Origin of the sequence: Vibrio sp. 16 (assembly GCF_963681195.1) — a bacterium.
Lineage (GTDB): Bacteria > Pseudomonadota > Gammaproteobacteria > Enterobacterales > Vibrionaceae > Vibrio > Vibrio sinaloensis_D.
Genome location: NZ_OY808997.1, coordinates 1,582,117 through 1,600,282, shown reverse-complemented (window position 1 = coordinate 1,600,282; position 18,166 = coordinate 1,582,117). Strand labels below are relative to the sequence as shown.

Here is an 18,166-nt window from a genome sequence, read left to right as displayed (position 1 = left end):
AAAGTGTGATGCAAACCGGTTTTACTTGCAATGTCATAGTTTGTTACTCATGTAGTTGTGAGTTGTGTCACTCTTTATTTTTGAGGAGTTGGTTAGAGTATTCCTGTACCCGATGAATTTATAGAGTGAAACCGGTGTTCGAAGAAAGAACGGATTTCACCTCAATAAGGAGCCCCCTATGTCTCAAGCTGTATTCCACCTAGGTGTTACCCAAGAAGATCTTGCTGGTGCAACATTAGCGATTATTCCTGGTGATCCTGCGCGTGTTCAAAAAATTGCTGAAGAAATGGAGAACCCTGTTTTTCTAGCAAGTCACCGTGAATACACGCTTTACCGAGCTGAGCTTGAAGGCAAGCCAGTTGTCGTTTGTTCAACCGGTATCGGTGGTCCTTCTACATCTATTGCAGTTGAAGAGCTAGCTCAACTTGGTGTTCGTACTTTCCTACGTGTTGGTACAACTGGCGCGATTCAGCCTCACGTAAACGTGGGTGATATGATCGTATCGACGGGTTCTGTTCGTTTAGATGGTGCGAGCTTGCATTTCGCTCCAATGGAGTTCCCAGCAGTAGCAGATTTTGAAGTTGCTACAGCGATGAAAGCCGCGGTTGAGGAGTCTGGCGCAACAGTACACATGGGTGTTACTGCTTCAAGCGATACCTTCTACCCAGGTCAAGAGCGTTACGACACTTTCTCTGGCCGCGTTGTTAAGCGTTTCCAAGGTTCGATGCAAGAATGGCAAGACATGGGCGTACTGAACTTTGAAATGGAGTCAGCAACGCTGCTTACTATGTGTGCAAGCTCTGGTTTGAAAGCAGGCTGTGTCGCGGGCGTTATTATCAACCGTACGCAGAAAGAGATCCCAGATCACTCAACGCTAAAAGAGACTGAAGCACGCTCAATCAAAGTGGTTGTAGAAGCGGCTCGTAAAATGCTTTAAGGTTTGCGCGAGTTAACGCGACCCAATAGAAAAAACCTCAATCATGGTCAGCCAGATTGAGGTTTTTTAGTCTTCAAATTCAGCGGGCAGTTACGCAACAAACTCTTCTGAATCTGGGCGGTTGGTAAACTGCACGCCGTGTAAGAAATCGCACAGCAGTTGATCCTCACACGCTTTGTAATTCTTATTGTTCGGTTTGCGGAAGTAAGCACCAACCTCATATTTGCTTAAGCTCACGCCCATTAACTCCAGTACGTCTAGTACATCTTCCGCTTTCATGTTAAGCGCGATACGCAACTTCATAAAAATCATATTGTTGGTTAGCTTTTGTTCAGGCTTAGGTTGTTCGCCTTCTTTTTTCCCACGCTTTAGGTTGATAAATCCGTTTAGAAATAGCGCCAGTTCTTTATCTTTCATTTTCGTTGCCGACTTATCAGAGTCAGCTTTTAACCAGTCATTGACTTGGTTTGGTGTGATAGGTGAATCCACTTGATCAAACGCTTTTACGATTTGTGCAGGTTTGAGATTCAATGAATGTTGGATACGGCGCAGGATTTCGTTGTTAGTCACAGTGGGTGCTCTTAGGTCTATGAGGTCGAGTTGACCAGGTTTTGTCGGGGAGGACTTTAGCAAAGTTGCGGCATGGTGGATAGTGAGAAATTGGGCTCAAGCAGAGATAAGCCTGAGCCCTAAAGTCGCAGAGATTAAGCGAGCGTTATCTTAGGCAGTGGCTGATAGAGGCTTTCAGTCATCTCCGATAGCATTTGGTCATATACCTGCGAGATGATTAATGAGATATCCGTCGTTAATTGGTACAGGTCATCATTGCTTGCGGTAATTGTGTCACTGGCGTGGATTTCAGTGAGAATATGCATGGCTTTGGAGCTTGTCGGAGACGCAACCGATAGCGGACTCACCAAGGAGAGCTGGTTGAGCTTGCGCTTGGTTTTGTCGCAGTAGTATTTCACGCGCAGTTCTCCTTCTGGGTAGCTCCTGTCTTGAATCGAGATTCTAAGCTGAGTGAGCACTTCCATGCTATCAAGTACTTGCTGCCAATTCATATGGTACTCATCGCTGACGTCTTCGCGTCCAGACTCAATCAGCCAAGCGATGGCTATCTCGTCCATTAAAAACATGCAATGGCGAATGGTTTTGCCATGAATCACTTGGTTCCGAGCAACGCTTCGTTGATCCCAATCTTTATACAGCGACTTTAGCTTCAGTTGGAGAATGCGATACATAGGCTTGTTTTCAAACGGTGCATTGGCAATCAATTGGTTGGAATAATCGAGCATAGCGTCACAAACACCATCCAATTGCGCCTTCACGGCTTGTGTTTGTTGGTTCGAAAGGGCTTGATGAGTCAAAGATCTATGCTGTCGGCAAAGCTGCATCAGCTGTCTAAGTAAAACTAGTGTGTCGAACTTACGTTCTAGACCGCTGTGGCGCTGACGAGAAAAGTGGAAAAGTGCCGCTAAAACGGCCAATGAAACAATCAGTGAATAGACAACAAGCATAACCAACTCCTTGTAATGGTTTACCTATCAAGTGGTAGAGCAGATTTGGTGCCATAAATTTCCTTGTTATTATTCAGTGACTTATGTTTTTATTTGAGAGGGTGATTGAACTGTGATGGTGCAGAGAGCACCGTTGTAGGGAGTAATAAAAAGCCCCACTCAAAGAGCAGGGCTTTCAATTGGTTGGTTTGTGATTACATCACACGCATGCCTGGTTGTGCGCCTTCGTGCGGCTCAAGAATCCATAGGTCGCTGCCACCTGGGCCAGCGGCTAGGATCATGCCTTCAGACATACCAAATTTCATCTTACGAGGTTTTAGGTTCGCTACCATTACGGTTAGCTTGCCTTCTAGCTCTTCAGGTTTGTACGCTGACTTGATGCCAGAGAACACCTGACGAGTTTCACCGCCGATGTCCAATTGGAACTTAAGCAGCTTGTTTGCTTTTGGTACTTCTTCACACGAGATGATGCGCGCGATACGCATATCAACGGCTGCGAAAGCATCAAACTCAATCTCTTCTGCGATAGGATCTTTGTCCAGCTCCGTTTGGCTCGCTTTGTTCTTCGCTGCTTCTGCCGCTTCTTTTGCTGCAACTTCTGCTGCTGCGTCTTCTTTAGAAGCTTCAACCATTGCTTCAACCTTCTTAGGATCGATGCGGTTGAATAGGGCTTTGAACTTAGTGATCTCATGACCAGTCAGCGGTGCAGCGATACCTTCCCAAGTGAGCTCTTCGTTTAGGAATGCTTCAGTACGTGCAGCAAGCTCTGGCATTACCGGTTTTAGGTAAGTCATCAGCACGCGGAATAGGTTGATACCCACAGAGCAGATGTCTTGCAGCTCTTGGTCTTTACCTTCTTCTTTCGCCACAACCCACGGTGCTTTCTCATCAACGTATTGGTTTGCTTTGTCTGCTAGGGCAGTGATTTCACGGATTGCACGACCAAACTCACGAGTCTCGTAAAGCTCTGCGATGCGGTCAGCCGCGTCTGCGAACTCTTTGTACAACTCTGGCTCTGCGAAGTTAGCTGATAGCTTGCCTTCAAAGCGTTTAGTGATGAAGCCAGCGTTACGTGATGCTAGGTTAACAATCTTGTTTACTACGTCAGCGTTTACGCGCTGAGTGAAGTCTTCAAGGTTAAGGTCTAGGTCATCGATACGGCTGTTTAGCTTAGCAGCGTAGTAGTAACGCAGACACTCTGGGTCTAGGTGATCTAGGTAAGTAGCCGCTTTGATGAAGGTGCCTTTTGATTTAGACATCTTCGCGCCGTTCACCGTTACGTAGCCGTGTACGAATACGTTATCAGGCTTACGGAAACCGCTACCTTCTAGCATTGCAGGCCAGAATAGAGAGTGGAAGTAAACAATGTCTTTACCGATAAAGTGGTAAAGCTCAGTTGTGCTGTCTTTTTTCCAGTACTCATCGAAATCTAGGTCATCACGCTTGTCACATAGGTTTTTGAATGAACCCATGTAGCCGATAGGGGCATCTAGCCACACGTAGAAGAACTTGTCTTTTTCACCTGGGATCTCGAAACCGAAGTAAGGCGCGTCACGAGAGATATCCCACTGTTGCAAACCAGACTCAAACCATTCTTGCATCTTGTTTGCTGTTTCTGCTTGAAGCGAGCCAGAGCGAGTCCACTCTTTTAGCATGCTTTCAAACTGAGGCAGGTCGAAGAAGAAGTGCTCAGAATCTTTCATTACTGGCGTCGCGCCAGAAACTGCTGATTTCGGATCAATCAGTTCAGTCGGGCTGTACGTCTCACCACAGTTATCACAGTTGTCGCCGTATTGGTCTTCAGACTTACACTTAGGACAGGTACCTTTTACGAAACGATCCGGTAGGAACATCTCTTTTTCAGGGTCAAATAGCTGAGAAATCGTACGGCTTGAGATGAAGCCATTTTTCTTAAGCTCTAGATAGATGTGAGAAGCTAGCTCACGGTTCTCTTCTGAGTGCGTGCTGTGGTAGTTGTCGAAGCTAATATCGAAGCCAGCGAAGTCTTTTTGGTGTTCTTCACTTACTGCAGCGATCATCTCTTCTGGCGTAATTCCCATCTGTTGTGCTTTTAGCATGATTGGTGTGCCGTGAGCATCGTCAGCACAGATGAAGTTTACAGTGTTGCCACGTAGGCGTTGGTAGCGAACCCAAATGTCAGCTTGAATGTGCTCAAGCATATGACCTAGGTGAATCGAACCATTAGCGTACGGAAGGGCACAAGTTACCAGCAGTTTTCTTGGATCGTTTGCCATACTTAATAATCGCTTCTAATGATGTATAAAAAATAGAGAGTAATACTACCTTATCCCACCAGTGACTCCAAGGCATCAAAGACCGGAATACCTTAGTTTTTTCAGGGTTCAGTATCTGCTGGTGGAGTGTTACGATTGGATGCATAAGGAGGACCTATGCGTCAGTTCACTTCAAAGCAAGATTTCTGTGATTGGTTAAACCAATTTGAGCATTCAAGCCTAGCGCCTGAATGGGCATCAACACCCAACATTGTCTCGGTAGCGAGCCATGGCTTTAAGATTCAACTGCCTTTTGCTGTCAACCAGTTAGATAAAGATCTGGCTGAGTGGATTTCATCTCAGCAAGCAAAGGGGGAAGTTGCTGCTTTTCATTGCGACATTGAGGTTTCACCAAAAGCGTTGCAAACCAATGTTGCCGCAGAAGTTAAAGGGGTAAAAAACATTATCGCGGTGACTTCGGCAAAGGGAGGCGTAGGGAAATCAACGACGTCCGTGAACCTTGCGTTGGCCATCGCGCGCTCTGGCGCCAAGGTTGGCTTGCTCGATGCCGATATTTACGGACCGTCAGTGCCGATGATGCTAGGGCAGATGAACGCAACCCCTGAAGTTAGAGACAATAAATGGATGCAGCCGATAGCGTGCCACGGTATCTACACTCATTCGATTGGTTACCTTGTTTCCAAAGATGAAGCGGCTATTTGGCGTGGCCCGATGGCAGCAAAAGCCTTGGCTCAATTGCTTAATGAAACCGAATGGCCTGATTTAGATTACCTTGTCATAGACATGCCACCAGGCACTGGTGATATTCAATTAACACTTGCGCAGCAGGTCCCTGTTACAGGGGCGGTGATTGTGACGACTCCGCAAGATTTAGCATTGGCAGATGCGCGCAAAGGCGCAGCCATGTTCAATAAAGTTGACGTTCCAGTGATTGGCTTGGTCGAGAACATGAGTTACCACATCTGCAGCCACTGTGGTGAGAAAGAGCACATCTTTGGTGCGGGCGGTGCAGAAAAGATGTCAAATGAGTACGGTCTCGATTTGCTCGCTCAAGTTCCGTTGCATATTCATGTGCGTGAAGATATCGACAACGGCAAACCAACTGTGGTCGCAAGACCAGACTCGGAACATGCAATCTGTTACTTAACCTTGGCCGAATCAGTGTGTTCTCGCATGTTTTGGCATGGCACGCCCAAGCCTGAATCCATTCAATTTACCATGGTTGAGTAAGGGTGAATGCCGTAGAAAAGAGCGCTTTTTGAGCGCTCTTTTTTGTTCTTATTCTTTGTAATCGTTTGCGTTGGGCGTTTTTATTCCAATTCCTAAATTGAGCCGAATCACAACTAGTAACTGCAGACCGAACTCCCTATAATCAGGCGGTTTACCTAAAATTGTCCTAGTACACAGCGCTCACAGTAGCGAGCACTGCTAGTATTAGCTTATGACACCAATCAACATTCATCGGGTGCAAGAATAATGTCTGATAATAATCAATGCGTCATCGTCGGTATTGCTGGCGCGTCTGCTTCTGGAAAAAGTTTAATCGCTAGCACTATTTACAACGAACTGCGTGCAAAAGTGGGCGATCATCAAATTGGTGTGATTACGGAAGATTGCTACTACAACGATCAAAGCAAATTGAGCATGGAAGAGCGTGTTAAAACGAACTACGACCACCCGAGCGCACTCGATCATGACTTGCTTTGCGAACATCTAGAGAGCTTGGTAAAAGGTGAAGCGGTTGAAGTTCCTGAGTACAGCTACACTGAGCACACTCGTACTGACAATACGACAACCATGACACCAAAGAAGGTGATCATTCTTGAAGGTATTCTTCTGTTAACTGACCCTCGTCTACGTGACTTAATGCACGCAACCGTATTTATGGACACACCACTAGACATTTGCTTGCTTCGTCGTGTTAAGCGCGATGTTGAAGAGCGTGGTCGTACAATGGACTCTGTGCTTAAGCAGTATCAAGAAACAGTACGTCCAATGTTTATGCAGTTCATTGAACCATCAAAACAATATGCAGACATTATTGTTCCACGTGGCGGTAAGAACCGTATCGCGATCGACGTATTGAAAGCGCACATCGCCAAACTACTGCGTGCTTAAGCAATCACGAAGACTTTATTTTTTATGAGATAAGTGGCACTTTAGGTGCCACTTTCTTTTTATGGTCCTTAGAACGACGAAGTGATCATTTATACTTGGGATTGTGTCCTGGACAGCAGGATCAATTCACACAGCAAGGATAATGCGAATGAAGAAACTGTTCCTTTTTGTTGCCATCCCCATCATTGCTATCTTGGGGGCGATTCTCGCTCTCGTGTTACTGGTGAACCCAAATCAATTTAAACCGATGATTATTGAGCAGGCAAAGACTCAAACTGGTTTAGAGTTGGTCATTGACGGGGACATTAGCTGGCAATTTTTCCCATCGATTGGTCTAGAGTTAGGTCAAACAGAGCTAAGAAACCCACAAGGCTTTAGCAAACTCAATATGTTTAAAGTTGATAGCGTGGTTATTGATGTTTCAGTTACGCCGCTATTCAACAAGCAACTCGAAATTGGCAATGTTGTTCTGGATGGTGCGCAGGTATCGCTAGAAACGCTCAAAGATGGTCGTAAAAACATTGATGCGTTGACGAAGGCTCAGTCAACTCAAGCACAAACGGCAGAATCATCTACGCAAGAAGCCCCTTCAACGACAGAGCCACGCGCCACAGAAACGACGCCAGCAACGTCTGATTGGTCGATTCAACTCGCGGGTGTCACCATCTCTAATGCTGGTGTTGAAATTCAAGACCTACAGGCGGGAAGTTTTACCAAGCTTTACGATGTTAATCTCAGCTTATCTGAGTTCGCGTTTGATGAATGGGTAAAAGCCGACTTTGGCGCGAAAGGTGAGACGAATCAGCAAAAGTTTGCCGCAAGTGGCCATGCAGAATTCCAGCTTGCAAAGGGCTTTGCCAAATACGCACTGCGCAATATCAAGTTAGAGAGTAGCTTTAGTGACGCCACGACGAAAATGGACACGATCAAACTGTCACTAGACACCTTTGAATTTGATGCTGCTAACTCGTTGAGTTACGAAGTTAAAGGCAAAGCGGCGGATCTCAGCATTGATATGACTGGCGCAGCGACATTAACGGTCGATGAAGCGATCAGCAAAGTTGTGCTCGATAAAATGAGTTTGGATGCTAGCTTCGAAGGGGATGCGTTGCCGCAATCACCAATGAAAGTCGCCATGGCTTCAGACTTAACCTTTGATCTCAATAAAAGTCACTTAAGTTTTGTGCTCGAATCGCTGACGGCGAATGCCTTGGCGTTTGATGGTAAAGCGGAGGTGACGTTAGCAGAGATTCCTAAAGTTCGTTTCGCGTTGCACAGTCCAAATATCGATTTGGACGAATTTCTTGGTTTGGGCCAAGCTCCACAAGATAAGGAGCAAGCCCCAAGCTCTGGTTCTGGTGATTCAAAGCCAGCAACGCCATCAGAAGAGGTTGAGCCGGATTTATCCGCATTGAAGACCTTAGATGTAAAAGGTGACATGACGATTGATAAATTCAAGGCAAACAATGCTCATCTACAAAATGTTAAAGCGAGCTTCTCGGTTAACCGTGGTATCGCGGAGCTAACCTCATTCAGCTCCAATCTTTATCAAGGCTCGATTACTGCAAAAGCGAAGCTAGATGCACGTAAGAGTCCTGCGACGTACACCGTGGAAAAACGGATCAAGGGCGTTAAAGTTCAGCCGCTACTGAAAGACGTGGCTGACAATGACATGCTTGAAGGTACGGGCAATATTACTGTAGATCTCAAGGGCGAAAGTCTCACGCCAACAGGGATTCAAAGTAACCTAGTTGGGACGATGGTCATCGACTTTGCCGATGGCGCGGTCAATGGTATCAACGTCGCTCAATTGATTCGTGAGAATTACGCCAAAATCAAAGGCGAAAAGTTCGATGATAAGGAAGGCGTGCAAAAAACCGACTTCAGTGCCATGAAAGCAACCTTGAAGCTGAATAAGGGTAATGTTTCGACCAATGATTTGACCATGCACTCGCCACTTCTTCGTATTCGCGGTAACGGTGAAGCCAACTACATCCAGCAAACGGTTGATTTTACGGTCAGCACGTCGATTGTTGGTTCATTGGAAGGTCAAGGCGGTAAAGACATTGACGAGCTCAGAGACATTACCATCCCGATTAATATTTCGGGCAAGTGGTCCGAGCCGAAATATAAGCTGGTATTTGATGATGTCTTAAAGCAGAAAGCGGAGAAAGAAATTGACCGCGGCGTTGAAAAGCTCACCGACAAAATCAAAGATGAGAAAACGAAAGAGGCGGTAAATAGCTTGATTAAAGGCTTATTTAACTAATCCGTTTTCCTCAGAAAAGCCAGCATAGTCATGCTGGCTTTTTTCATTATGGGGTTGGTACGGTATAGCGCTGTCTTATCTGATAATACTGAGGCGAGGACTTCAGTTCCTCAAGTGCATTTTGCCATTTGCGCAACACTTGCGGATCGGTGCCTTTGGAAAAGGCGATGTACAGCTCGATATCAAATAAGCTTATTTCGGAACGGACGACATCTGTACCATCCATTTCTAGAGATTTAAGAAGACTAGGCATCGCAAACTCTCCCGCTACCATGGCAGTGACTCGATTATAAATCAGAAGACGAACGTTCTCTTGCGGCTGGTTTGTTATCCACAAATTGTCGAACCCCAACTCAGTTAATACCTGATGTTCTGGGTAGTTTGCTGTAACTGCTATGTTTTTCCACAACTTTGCACTTTGGATAGTGTCTTTCGAAGAGTCAAAATCGTTGGTGTGATAGAGGTAGACTCCATCGGACAAAATAGGACCCACCCACTCAAACTTATCATTGCGTGCCGGGGTTCTCGCCACACAAAATAAGGCTCGATTAGGAAGGAGTTCAAGCTTTTTGATCGCTCGGGACCAAGGTAATACTTGAATGTTGCTATCCACATTGAGTTTTTCGGTGATAGCTTGGACGAGCTCAACACCGATACCAGTTAGTTTTCCTTGAGCGTCGTAATAGCCAAACGGGGCAAAATCTTCCGTCATAATAGTGATTTTGGCGTTCACATAGACTGACCAAAAACAGCAAATAGTAATCAGTGTTATTTTGAGTATCGACATATTTCAATTATTGTTGATAGATAACTCATTTATAATAGTCGATGAAAACAAAACCGTTTGACTTGTTACTGAATAAACCGGAAGGGAATAAGAGCAGCGTTCATAACAAAAGCTGCTCTTTTTGAATATGTGATTGGCTGCTTTTGCTTTTACCAATCAACGCCTTTCAATGCTTTCACTCCGGACTCAAAAGCATGTTTGACGTTTTTCACTTCCGATACCGTGTCGGCCATTTCAATCAGTGTGCGGTGGGCACCACGACCCGTAATCACGACAGATTGCATTTTCGGGCGATTTTCCAACGCTTCGACCACTTCATCCAGCTCGATGTAGCCGTAGCTCACCATATAAGTCAGCTCATCAAATAAAATGACGTTAATCGATTCATCTTTGAGCATCCGTTTACACTCTTGCCAGACGATCTGTGCTGCTTCTGTATCTGCCGCTTTGTTTTGTGTTTCCCACGTGAATCCTGTAGCCATGACTTGAAACTCTACGCCTAACTTTTCCAGCAAGTTGCGTTCGCCGTTATCCCAAGTGCCTTTGATAAACTGGGCAACGGCACATTTTTGTCCATGACCTACGGCGCGAGCAATGGTGCCGAAACCAGACGTCGACTTCCCTTTGCCGTTGCCCGTGATCACCAAAAGTAGTCCTTTTTCTTCTTGAGCTGCCGCGACTTTAGCATCGACTTTCTCTTTTACTTTTTGCTGTCTTGCTTTGTGACGAGCGTCTTTGTTGTTCTCTACTGTCATGGGAAATCCTTTTTTAATTCATCATTCTGTGGCTATCATAGCGCATCACAGCAGACTCAAACACCTGCGAATCCTAAGGACAAAGGTCGAAATGGAGAGAGGGCAATGAAAAGAATTTTAGTGGTGTGTATGGGCAACATTTGCCGATCGCCAACAGGGGAGGCGATTCTTCGAGCTAAGGCCAAGGCGCGCGGAGTCAGTGTCGAGATCGATTCTGCTGGAACTATCGGTTACCACCAAGGTAATCCACCCGATCCACGATCTAAAGCCGCTGGGGAAAAGCGAGGCTACTCATTCAAAGGCATTCGATCTAGAAAAATTGTATCAGCAGATTTTGCTGATTTTGACCTGATTTTAGCCGCCGATCGTGCAAATTTAGACGATCTTATTGCAGAGTGTCCTAAGCATCATCAACATAAGCTCAAGCTGTTTCTGAGCTATGCAGCGTCAAACTATGATGAGATTCCCGATCCCTATTATGGAGGCGATCGAGGTTTTGAGTTGGTGTTAGATTTGATCGAAGAAGCGAGTGACGGTGTCCTTGATGCTATCGAGAATAACTAAGCTGCCATAACCCGGCCACTAAAGTAGTCGTTAGAGACAATGTATTCAGTATTGCGGATCAATTCATCTTGAATTTCGGCCCAATGCATTGAGTCATGCTCAACGGCTGGAACCACGCCACCAACGCGAATATTAAATGGCGTTAACTGTTTCGCCCAGCTTTGGGTAAAGCCTGCCACCATAGATGTTGCATTATCTAGCCCAGACAAGTCTTGGTAGTCATTATGAGAGATCACATTGACAATCACGCCATTTTTCTTCTCTTCACGCATTCTCTCTGCGGTCGCTTGCCCAAAGGTAAACAGGGTTGCGGCCATAAAAGAGAGGCGTTGAGTGAACACATCACTGGCAGATTGATCAAAAATGTTCGGCATCGCTTGTACTGTGATCGCATTGATCAGCACGTCTGGGGAACGCTGAACTTGATGATCAATAAAATCAAATAACGCCTGAATGGAATTCATCGAATGATCAGGAATCGAAAATTGGTAGATGTCTTTCGAGATGTCCGAGCAAAGCTGATAAGTTTCTGATAATTGGGGAGTCTCTTTATCGCAAAGTACGACCGTAGCCCCAAGTGAAGCAAAGTGGCAAGCCATTGTGCTACCGAGTTGGGAACCTGCAGACGTCACAAGAACGACAGAACGATTAATATTCATTGGTATTTCTCCCTGAAACCAATCAATAAGATGTGTTTGAATAGCATGGTTGATTAACTGTTATTAAGTTGTGAATGACGTCAAATTAATCCATTGCTTCACATAGGAATCGGCGTTTCTTTGCGGTCATTCACATTAAATGATTGGTTTAGTGAACGAGCAAACAAACTGAGCAGGCAAGTTTGTGATCTTAATAAAGAAAGGGGTGCACTATGCTTGTGCAGAAATCTGAAAACTGCGTTGCGCTGAGATCAACTTATTGTACAAATCAGCAGGCATGAGTTGTTTTGGCTCTTTCTCGCCCAATTGTCGACGTTGATGACCGGAAAGGTTGTGGTAAACCTCTTCTGGTAGGCCGTGGGTATCTTCAGGTAGATAGGTCAACGCATCCGGTTTGAGGTAGTGGCTGAGCTTGGCGCTCGGTAATCCCGCACTATGGAACAAGCTCGCTTGGGTGGCCGAAATGTCGTAGGAGCTTTGATCGGAGCGCAGTGGCTGCGGCTCGGGAAGCTCAAAGCGTTGGCGTAGGACATTTTCTGTCAGTTCAGGTTGCTCTATCTTTTCGACAGGTGTGTTGTCTCGCACATCGTCAGAAAACATCGACAAAATAAGGGCAAAGTCAGCTCTGCGACCTTCGTGGACGGCGTGGTTGATACCCGTGCCGAACTGAAGCTCGTTGATAATGCTCGCTTTGTCTAAAGTATGGATTTGCATACATGCCCTCATCTATTGCTTTTATAGCGACGATAGGCAGCGAAACTTTAGCGAAATTGCTGTTAAGAAAAGAAAAAAGCCAGCTAAGTGCTGGCTTTTTAAACGACTAAATTTTAAATCCTAGGGGAGAGGATTATTTTGCTAGGTTTTCAGCAACGAAGTCCCAGTTAACCAGTGCCCAGAATGCATTCATGTAGTCTGGACGAACGTTACGGAAATCGATGTAGTAAGCGTGTTCCCATAGGTCAACAGTTAGAAGTGGAGTCGTACCTTCTTCTGTTAGTGGCGTTGCAGCGTTAGACGTGTTCACGATTTCTAGAGAGCCGTCTGCTTTTTTAACAAGCCAAGTCCAAGAAGAACCAAAGTTGTTGATTGCAGAATCAGTGAACTTCGCTTTGAACTCTTCGAAAGAACCGAATGCCGCGTTGATTGCATCTGCAACAGCACCTGTTGGTTCGCCACCTGCGTTAGGCGCTAGACAGTGCCAGTAGAATGTGTGGTTCCAGATTTGAGCTGCGTTGTTGAATACGCCACCAGTAGAAGTTTTGATGATCTCTTCTAGTGATTTGCCTTCGAACTCAGTACCAGGGATAAGACCGTTTAGTTTAACAACGTAAGTGTTGTGGTGCTTGCCGTGGTGGAAATCTAGAGTCTCAGCTGAGATATGTGGTTCTAGTGCGTCTTTTGCGTAAGGAAGAGCTGGTAGTTCAAATGCCATTGCTCGATTCTCCGTTAATATGAAAGAGTCAAGACCCTTTCGATTGCTTCCAATGTTATTTGTTATTCGTGATCGTTAGAAAAATAGATCACGGTCATTGTGCTGACTTGCGCTCTAGTTTAGCAATTTTTTGCCTTATTAAAAGGTTAGCTAGGCAATTTCTATATGAAATTTCATTATGGTCTAAAACCCCATGTAGATTGGGCTTTTTATTCTCTACCAATGGTTTAGAATGTCTGGATAACTTGCAGTAACTCCATTAAGAGGAAGCAATGGAAACTATCGACAAAATCAAACAGCAAATTGAAGAGAACGCGATCCTTCTTTACATGAAAGGCTCGCCTAAGCTACCTAGCTGCGGTTTCTCTTCTCAAGCGGCACAAGCTCTGATGGCATGCGGCGAGAAGTTCGCTTACGTAGATATCCTACAAAACCCTGATATCCGTGCTGAGCTTCCAGCGTACGCACAATGGCCTACTTTCCCACAGCTTTGGGTTGAAGGTGAGCTGATTGGTGGTTGTGACATCATCATCGAGATGTTCCAAAAAGGCGAACTACAGCCAATCATCAAAGAAGCCGCTGCTCGCGCCGAAGGCGGTGAAGAGGCGTAATTCTCTTCTTAGATGCTGCATAATACTGTTTAAATTTACAGTTTTTCTTGATTTATAAGGGCCGCATTATCAAAATGTGGCCCTTATTGTATCTATTCGATGTGTTTTTATGTCTCGTCTCTTTATTGCTGAAAAGCCAAGTCTTGGCCGAGCGATTGCCGCAGCGTTACCTGGCCCTAAAAAAAACGATCAAGGTTTTATTCGCTGTGGGAACGGGGATGTTGTGACATGGTGCATTGGCCACTTGCTCGAACAAGTAGAGCCTGATGCCTACGATGAACGCTACAAAAAATGGAATCTAGCCGATTTACCCATTGTCCCAGAACAGTGGCAGTTGCGACCAAGAAAGTCTGCGAGCAAACAGCTTACGGTTGTGCGTAAGTTACTAAAAGAGTCCAATCAGATTATTCACGCTGGAGACCCTGATAGAGAAGGGCAGCTGCTGGTGGATGAAGTCTTAGATTATTGCAAAGTCAGTAAGACCAAAAAAGAGTCGACCCAGCGACTTCTTATCAGCGATTTAAACTTACCTGCGGTTAAACGAGCGCTCGGTCAGATGCGCAGTAATCGTGACTTTATTCCTTTGTCTGTTTCGGCGTTGGCGCGTTCTCGTGCTGATTGGCTGTATGGTATGAACATGTCCCGTGCTTATACCCTGCTTGGCCAAAAGGCTGGCTATCAAGGTGTGTTGTCGGTTGGACGAGTGCAAACGCCAGTTCTGGGCTTAGTTGTACGCCGCGACGAAGAGATCGAAAATTTTGTTCCTCGCGATTATTTCACCTTACATGCGCTCATTCCTTATCAAGGAGAGGGCAGTGCATTTGATATTCGTGCGCGTTGGAAGCCAAGTGAAGCGTGTCAGCCTTGGCAGGATGAAGAGGGTAGAGTTCTTAACCGTAAGTTGGTAGAGAATGTTGCTCAGCGCATCGCGAATCAGCCTGCAAAGGTGGTGGAATCAGAACAGAAGCAAACCAAGCAGTCGGTACCATTACCCTATTCACTCTCAGCGCTACAAATTGATGCCGCCAAGCGTTTTGGGATGAGTGCACAACAAGTTCTAGATACATGTCAGTCTTTGTATGAAAAACATAAGCTGATCACTTACCCTCGTTCGGACTGTCGCTATTTGCCTATGGAACACTATGGGCAAGCAAGTAGCGTGTGTGATGCGATTAGTAATAATGCTAAAGAGTTGGGGAGCGCCGTTTCTGGCGCTAACCTAAGTATCAAGTCAAAAGCGTGGAACGACACAAAAGTGGATGCGCACCACGCCATCATCCCAACGCCTAAAAAAGCGTCAGTGAACGCCCTCTCTGGCAACGAAATGAAGATTTATCAGCAGATTGCCCGCCAATATTTAATGCAGTTTTATCCGGCGGCGGTCTATGCAGAAGCAAAACTGGTGTTCGATATTGCAGGCGGTACATTCATCGCCAAAGGTCGACAACTTGTTTCGGCAGGTTGGAAAGCGTTGATGGGTAAGCAAGATGAGGAGGATTCCGGTGTCGATGCTGTCCCTCCGTTAGCCGAAGGGACGATACTTACGTGCCGTGAAGGGGAAATCAAAGACCGTAAAACCGAGCCGCCTAAGCATTTTACAGAAGCTACTTTGCTTCAGGCTATGACGGGGATTGCGCGTTTTGTCGAAGACAAAGAACTTAAGAAAATCCTTAAAGAAACCGATGGTCTTGGCACAGAAGCGACACGCGCGGGCATCTTAGATACCTTGTTTAAGCGCCAGCTCTTGACTCGCCAAGGTAAATCCATTTTGAGTAGCCCCGCAGGACGAGGTTTAGTGCATGCGCTGCCGTCTGAGTCGACGTATCCAGACATGACGGCACATTGGGAGCATCAACTGCAAGGCATGGCTGAGCGAAATCAAGCCTATGGTCCTTTTATGCAGGCACTGCAAACCCGTATCGATGGTTTGATGTCTCAAGTTAAATCGGGGGAGATTCCACAATCGCTGCGTCATCTACCTAAGGTTGAGCGGCCTGCGTTTAAGCGTAAACGCCGAACCAGTGGTAAAGGAAAAACAGCGGGAAGAAAAGGATCGTCGAGCTCTAAAACATCCTAACCTGTGACGGTTTTCATGTATTCTTTTGGCGTAATCCCAAACTTGCTCTTAAAGCGTTGGCTAAAGCGCTCTTCGGATTGATAGCCACACATTTGCGCCAAGTTGAGTGTGCTCCACGGTGTGGATTGCATCAGGTGAAGAGCATGGTTGAGTCTTACTTCTGCTAGCAGCTCTCGATACTGTAAACCTTCTTGTTTTAGCTTACGAATCAGCGTGGCTCTGCTCATCGCAAACTTATCCGCCACCTCTTCTAGTGGATGATTTTCGCCAGGTGAAAGGGCGAGATAGCGACTCAACTTATGACTTAGCGATGCTTCTTGCGAAGGAAAGAGCAGTTGTAGTGCCCCTTTTTCTGCCAACTGCTGGTACAACGGCATAAGCCATAAGATCTGTGTCTCACTGCTCATGGTGCTTAGGTCGAAAGAGGCTAGCGCATCTAAGCTAGCAAGCAAAGCCTTATCGTACTTTAAGAGTGGCGAATCCGAGGTATCTTGATGCTCATTACTTAATCGCATCATCGATTCTGTTGGCAGGTGATGGAAGCTAAATACCCGCGATAAAAACGGCCCTTTCTCAGGCATATTTTCGAAACTGAGAGAGCTCGATGCTGGGCAAAGTAAAAAACGCTGATGGGTGAGCGCGACGGCATCTTCTTTCCAATACAGTCTTTTGCTCCCTGACAGCACTTGAATCAAAGTAGGGGAATGCATGGTGACATTTCTAAGCTTTTGCAATTGCTTGGCTCGAAATGTGGTTACTTGGTAGTGATAGTTCATTCCCCAATCCTTGTTTAGCGAGTGTAAGTTGCTGTCAGCGTTGCTTTATCAAGAGCAAGACTGTTAAGTGTAAAACCAATCACCGCTGGTGGCGTGTTTTCATCTAACCCTAGCTTAGCTTTAGGAAGTGCCCAAACGGTAAATTGATAGCGGTGCATGCCATCTTTTTCTGGAGGGCAAGCGCCCCCAAAGCCTACTGAACCGTAGTCAATTCGATGTTCCTGACCACCAAGTTTTTTGATGTTTGCTCCTCTTGGAAGCTCAGACAGGCTGACAGGGATATCGGTTGCAATCCAATGCCAGAAGCCACTTCCAGTTGGGGCGTCAGGGTCATAGGCGGTAATCGCAAAGCTCTGTGTGCCTTGAGGCACATTATCCCAAGTCAACTGTGGTGAAATATTACCGCCATCACAGCCCCAGCCAGAATATTCAAAGGTTTTGGCCATAGGGTGACCTTCTTGGATATCTTTGCTGCTAATGTCGAAAGCTTGCGCTGCGGTTGAAGTCATGACTGCGAGAGTGAGTAGACTAAGTGTCGTTGTTTTCATGGGGTTGCTCCTACGCTTAAGTTCGAAGTCAGTGTAGCGAGCTTGCAATTCTTAAGTTCGACAATAAGTATCAATATAAACTAATAGTATGGCTAAGGTGATACTTATTGTGAAGCCAATGGCTGAGGTTTGTTACCAAGGGAGCGGATTTCCGTCATAGTTAATGAATTGCCCAGATTGAGAAGGCTTTGCCGTATCTATAACGCTGTATAAGCCACGAGCAGACGTTTCGGTATCGATGAGGGCATTAGGTCCACCCATTTCGGTTTGCACCCAGCCAGGATGAAGAGCCAAGACAGTAAAACCTTGCTTTGCGAGATCATTGCTCAGGCTCTTTACGACAGAGTTTAACGCAGCTTTTGATGAACGGTAAATATAGCCACCGCCAGACGTGTTTTCCGTCATGCTCCCTACTTTTGACGACAAACATGCAATCTTTTTAAGCCTCCCTTTTTCAAGGTTTGGGTAGAATGCCTCGACAAGTTTGAGTGGGGCGATCGTGTTGATCTCGAATACTTTACGCCACTCTTCTACGTCTGTGTTGCCAAACCCATACCCTTTCGGACCGTAATAGCCTGCGTTATTCACCAGCACATCGATTGCTGATAACTGCTCCGCTAATGCTTTGACTGACGCGTAGTCGGTAACGTCCAGCTGGTGACATGTGAGGTTTTTATGGCTATTTGAGAGTAATTGCTGTGAGCTGTCGGCGCTGCGATAGGTAGTATGTACCGACCAACCGTGCTCTAAGTAAAGTTTAACAAGACTAAAACCTATGCCTCTATTTCCGCCGGTGATGAGAATGGTATTCATCGTGATATCGCCCCTCAATTCAATACTGACTCCGTAGGCTATCAAAAA

At 45.9% G+C, this 18,166-nt stretch carries 18 protein-coding genes; 7 read left to right on the top strand and 11 right to left on the bottom strand.

What is annotated here, in order from left to right; all coding sequences use genetic code 11:
- Window positions 1-178 precede the first annotated feature (178 nt).
- On the top strand, window positions 179-937 hold the full coding sequence (udp, locus tag U9J37_RS07035; protein ID WP_005473409.1) for a uridine phosphorylase: 759 nt from the start codon (window positions 179-181) through the stop codon (window positions 935-937).
- A 90-nt stretch (window positions 938-1,027) separates the two neighbouring features.
- On the opposite strand, the gene U9J37_RS07030 is transcribed toward udp, so the two are convergent.
- The 3 genes from U9J37_RS07030 to metG all read right to left on the bottom strand — a co-directional run bounded on the left by U9J37_RS07030 (window position 1,028) and on the right by metG (window position 4,709).
- On the bottom strand, window positions 1,028-1,507 hold the full coding sequence (locus U9J37_RS07030; RefSeq protein ID WP_005473368.1) for a YehS family protein: 480 nt from the start codon (window positions 1,505-1,507) through the stop codon (window positions 1,028-1,030).
- A 134-nt stretch (window positions 1,508-1,641) separates the two neighbouring features.
- Window positions 1,642-2,454, bottom strand: coding sequence for a hypothetical protein (locus U9J37_RS07025; RefSeq protein WP_005473441.1), 813 nt, complete (start codon window positions 2,452-2,454; stop codon window positions 1,642-1,644).
- A 194-nt stretch (window positions 2,455-2,648) separates the two neighbouring features.
- Complete coding sequence (gene metG, locus U9J37_RS07020; protein WP_005473356.1) at window positions 2,649-4,709, bottom strand: methionine--tRNA ligase; 2,061 nt, start codon at window positions 4,707-4,709, stop codon at window positions 2,649-2,651.
- Window positions 4,710-4,865: 156 nt separating this feature from the next.
- Between metG and apbC the strand changes: the two genes are divergently transcribed.
- The 3 genes from apbC (at window position 4,866) to U9J37_RS07005 (ending at window position 9,096) form a co-directional block, all read left to right on the top strand.
- On the top strand, window positions 4,866-5,939 hold the full coding sequence (gene apbC / locus U9J37_RS07015) for an iron-sulfur cluster carrier protein ApbC (RefSeq protein WP_005473320.1): 1,074 nt from the start codon (window positions 4,866-4,868) through the stop codon (window positions 5,937-5,939).
- 246 nt (window positions 5,940-6,185) lie between these two features.
- Window positions 6,186-6,827, top strand: a complete 642-nt coding sequence (gene udk / locus U9J37_RS07010) for a uridine kinase (RefSeq protein WP_005473367.1) — start codon at window positions 6,186-6,188, stop codon at window positions 6,825-6,827.
- Window positions 6,828-6,975: 148 nt separating this feature from the next.
- Entirely contained in the window at window positions 6,976-9,096 is a 2,121-nt protein-coding gene (locus tag U9J37_RS07005) for an AsmA family protein (protein ID WP_043887132.1), read from the top strand.
- A 46-nt stretch (window positions 9,097-9,142) separates the two neighbouring features.
- Here the strand turns inward: U9J37_RS07005 and U9J37_RS07000 are convergent, their stop codons facing one another.
- Complete coding sequence (locus U9J37_RS07000) at window positions 9,143-9,829, bottom strand: substrate-binding periplasmic protein (protein ID WP_005473393.1); 687 nt, start codon at window positions 9,827-9,829, stop codon at window positions 9,143-9,145.
- Window positions 9,830-10,032: 203 nt separating this feature from the next.
- The gene (cobO, locus tag U9J37_RS06995) at window positions 10,033-10,638 is read right to left on the bottom strand and encodes a cob(I)yrinic acid a,c-diamide adenosyltransferase (protein ID WP_005473366.1); all 606 of its coding nucleotides are present in this window, start codon (window positions 10,636-10,638) and stop codon (window positions 10,033-10,035) included.
- Window positions 10,639-10,743: 105 nt separating this feature from the next.
- Between cobO and U9J37_RS06990 the strand changes: the two genes are divergently transcribed.
- Window positions 10,744-11,202: a low molecular weight protein-tyrosine-phosphatase gene (locus U9J37_RS06990; RefSeq protein WP_005473439.1), complete on the top strand. Its 459-nt coding sequence runs from the start codon at window positions 10,744-10,746 to the stop codon at window positions 11,200-11,202.
- Here the strand turns inward: U9J37_RS06990 and U9J37_RS06985 are convergent.
- The 3 genes from U9J37_RS06985 to sodB all read right to left on the bottom strand — a co-directional run bounded on the left by U9J37_RS06985 (window position 11,199) and on the right by sodB (window position 13,293).
- Entirely contained in the window at window positions 11,199-11,861 is a 663-nt protein-coding gene (locus U9J37_RS06985) for an SDR family oxidoreductase (RefSeq protein ID WP_005473351.1), read from the bottom strand. The genes U9J37_RS06990 and U9J37_RS06985 overlap by 4 nt on opposite strands.
- A 210-nt stretch (window positions 11,862-12,071) precedes the next feature.
- On the bottom strand, window positions 12,072-12,575 hold the full coding sequence (locus U9J37_RS06980; RefSeq protein ID WP_005473391.1) for a VC2046/SO_2500 family protein: 504 nt from the start codon (window positions 12,573-12,575) through the stop codon (window positions 12,072-12,074).
- A gap of 133 nt (window positions 12,576-12,708) precedes the next feature.
- A complete protein-coding gene (gene sodB, locus U9J37_RS06975; RefSeq protein WP_004748456.1) occupies window positions 12,709-13,293 on the bottom strand; it encodes a superoxide dismutase [Fe] in 585 nt (194 codons plus the stop codon).
- A 272-nt stretch (window positions 13,294-13,565) separates the two neighbouring features.
- Between sodB and U9J37_RS06970 the strand changes: the two genes are divergently transcribed.
- A complete protein-coding gene (locus tag U9J37_RS06970; RefSeq protein ID WP_005473328.1) occupies window positions 13,566-13,904 on the top strand; it encodes a Grx4 family monothiol glutaredoxin in 339 nt (112 codons plus the stop codon).
- 109 nt (window positions 13,905-14,013) lie between these two features.
- Window positions 14,014-15,981 (top strand): DNA topoisomerase III, encoded by a 1,968-nt coding sequence (locus tag U9J37_RS06965; RefSeq protein ID WP_005473440.1) that lies wholly within the window; start codon window positions 14,014-14,016, stop codon window positions 15,979-15,981.
- Here U9J37_RS06965 and U9J37_RS06960 read toward each other — a convergent pair.
- The 3 genes from U9J37_RS06960 to U9J37_RS06950 form a co-directional block, all read right to left on the bottom strand.
- The gene (locus tag U9J37_RS06960; RefSeq protein ID WP_005473347.1) at window positions 15,978-16,757 is read right to left on the bottom strand and encodes a helix-turn-helix transcriptional regulator; all 780 of its coding nucleotides are present in this window, start codon (window positions 16,755-16,757) and stop codon (window positions 15,978-15,980) included. The two genes, U9J37_RS06965 and U9J37_RS06960, sit on opposite strands and share 4 nt — an antisense overlap.
- 14 nt (window positions 16,758-16,771) lie before the next feature.
- The gene (locus U9J37_RS06955) at window positions 16,772-17,305 is read right to left on the bottom strand and encodes a YbhB/YbcL family Raf kinase inhibitor-like protein (protein WP_005473360.1); all 534 of its coding nucleotides are present in this window, start codon (window positions 17,303-17,305) and stop codon (window positions 16,772-16,774) included.
- Between the two features lie 132 nt (window positions 17,306-17,437).
- Window positions 17,438-18,118: an SDR family oxidoreductase gene (locus U9J37_RS06950; RefSeq protein ID WP_005473390.1), complete on the bottom strand. Its 681-nt coding sequence runs from the start codon at window positions 18,116-18,118 to the stop codon at window positions 17,438-17,440.
- Between the last annotated feature and the right edge of the window lie 48 nt (window positions 18,119-18,166).

Coding starts and splice junctions, on each gene's coding strand:
- udp (WP_005473409.1), top strand. CDS start 179: ATGTCTCAAGCTGTATTCCACCTAGGTGTTACCCAAGAAGATCTTGCT.
- U9J37_RS07025 (WP_005473441.1), bottom strand. CDS start 2,454: ATGCTTGTTGTCTATTCACTGATTGTTTCATTGGCCGTTTTAGCGGCA.
- metG (WP_005473356.1), bottom strand. CDS start 4,709: ATGGCAAACGATCCAAGAAAACTGCTGGTAACTTGTGCCCTTCCGTAC.
- apbC (WP_005473320.1), top strand. CDS start 4,866: ATGCGTCAGTTCACTTCAAAGCAAGATTTCTGTGATTGGTTAAACCAA.
- udk (WP_005473367.1), top strand. CDS start 6,186: ATGTCTGATAATAATCAATGCGTCATCGTCGGTATTGCTGGCGCGTCT.
- U9J37_RS07005 (WP_043887132.1), top strand. CDS start 6,976: ATGAAGAAACTGTTCCTTTTTGTTGCCATCCCCATCATTGCTATCTTG.
- cobO (WP_005473366.1), bottom strand. CDS start 10,638: ATGACAGTAGAGAACAACAAAGACGCTCGTCACAAAGCAAGACAGCAA.
- U9J37_RS06990 (WP_005473439.1), top strand. CDS start 10,744: ATGAAAAGAATTTTAGTGGTGTGTATGGGCAACATTTGCCGATCGCCA.
- U9J37_RS06985 (WP_005473351.1), bottom strand. CDS start 11,861: ATGAATATTAATCGTTCTGTCGTTCTTGTGACGTCTGCAGGTTCCCAA.
- U9J37_RS06980 (WP_005473391.1), bottom strand. CDS start 12,575: ATGCAAATCCATACTTTAGACAAAGCGAGCATTATCAACGAGCTTCAG.
- sodB (WP_004748456.1), bottom strand. CDS start 13,293: ATGGCATTTGAACTACCAGCTCTTCCTTACGCAAAAGACGCACTAGAA.
- U9J37_RS06970 (WP_005473328.1), top strand. CDS start 13,566: ATGGAAACTATCGACAAAATCAAACAGCAAATTGAAGAGAACGCGATC.
- U9J37_RS06965 (WP_005473440.1), top strand. CDS start 14,014: ATGTCTCGTCTCTTTATTGCTGAAAAGCCAAGTCTTGGCCGAGCGATT.
- U9J37_RS06960 (WP_005473347.1), bottom strand. CDS start 16,757: ATGAACTATCACTACCAAGTAACCACATTTCGAGCCAAGCAATTGCAA.
- U9J37_RS06955 (WP_005473360.1), bottom strand. CDS start 17,305: ATGAAAACAACGACACTTAGTCTACTCACTCTCGCAGTCATGACTTCA.
- U9J37_RS06950 (WP_005473390.1), bottom strand. CDS start 18,118: ATGAATACCATTCTCATCACCGGCGGAAATAGAGGCATAGGTTTTAGT.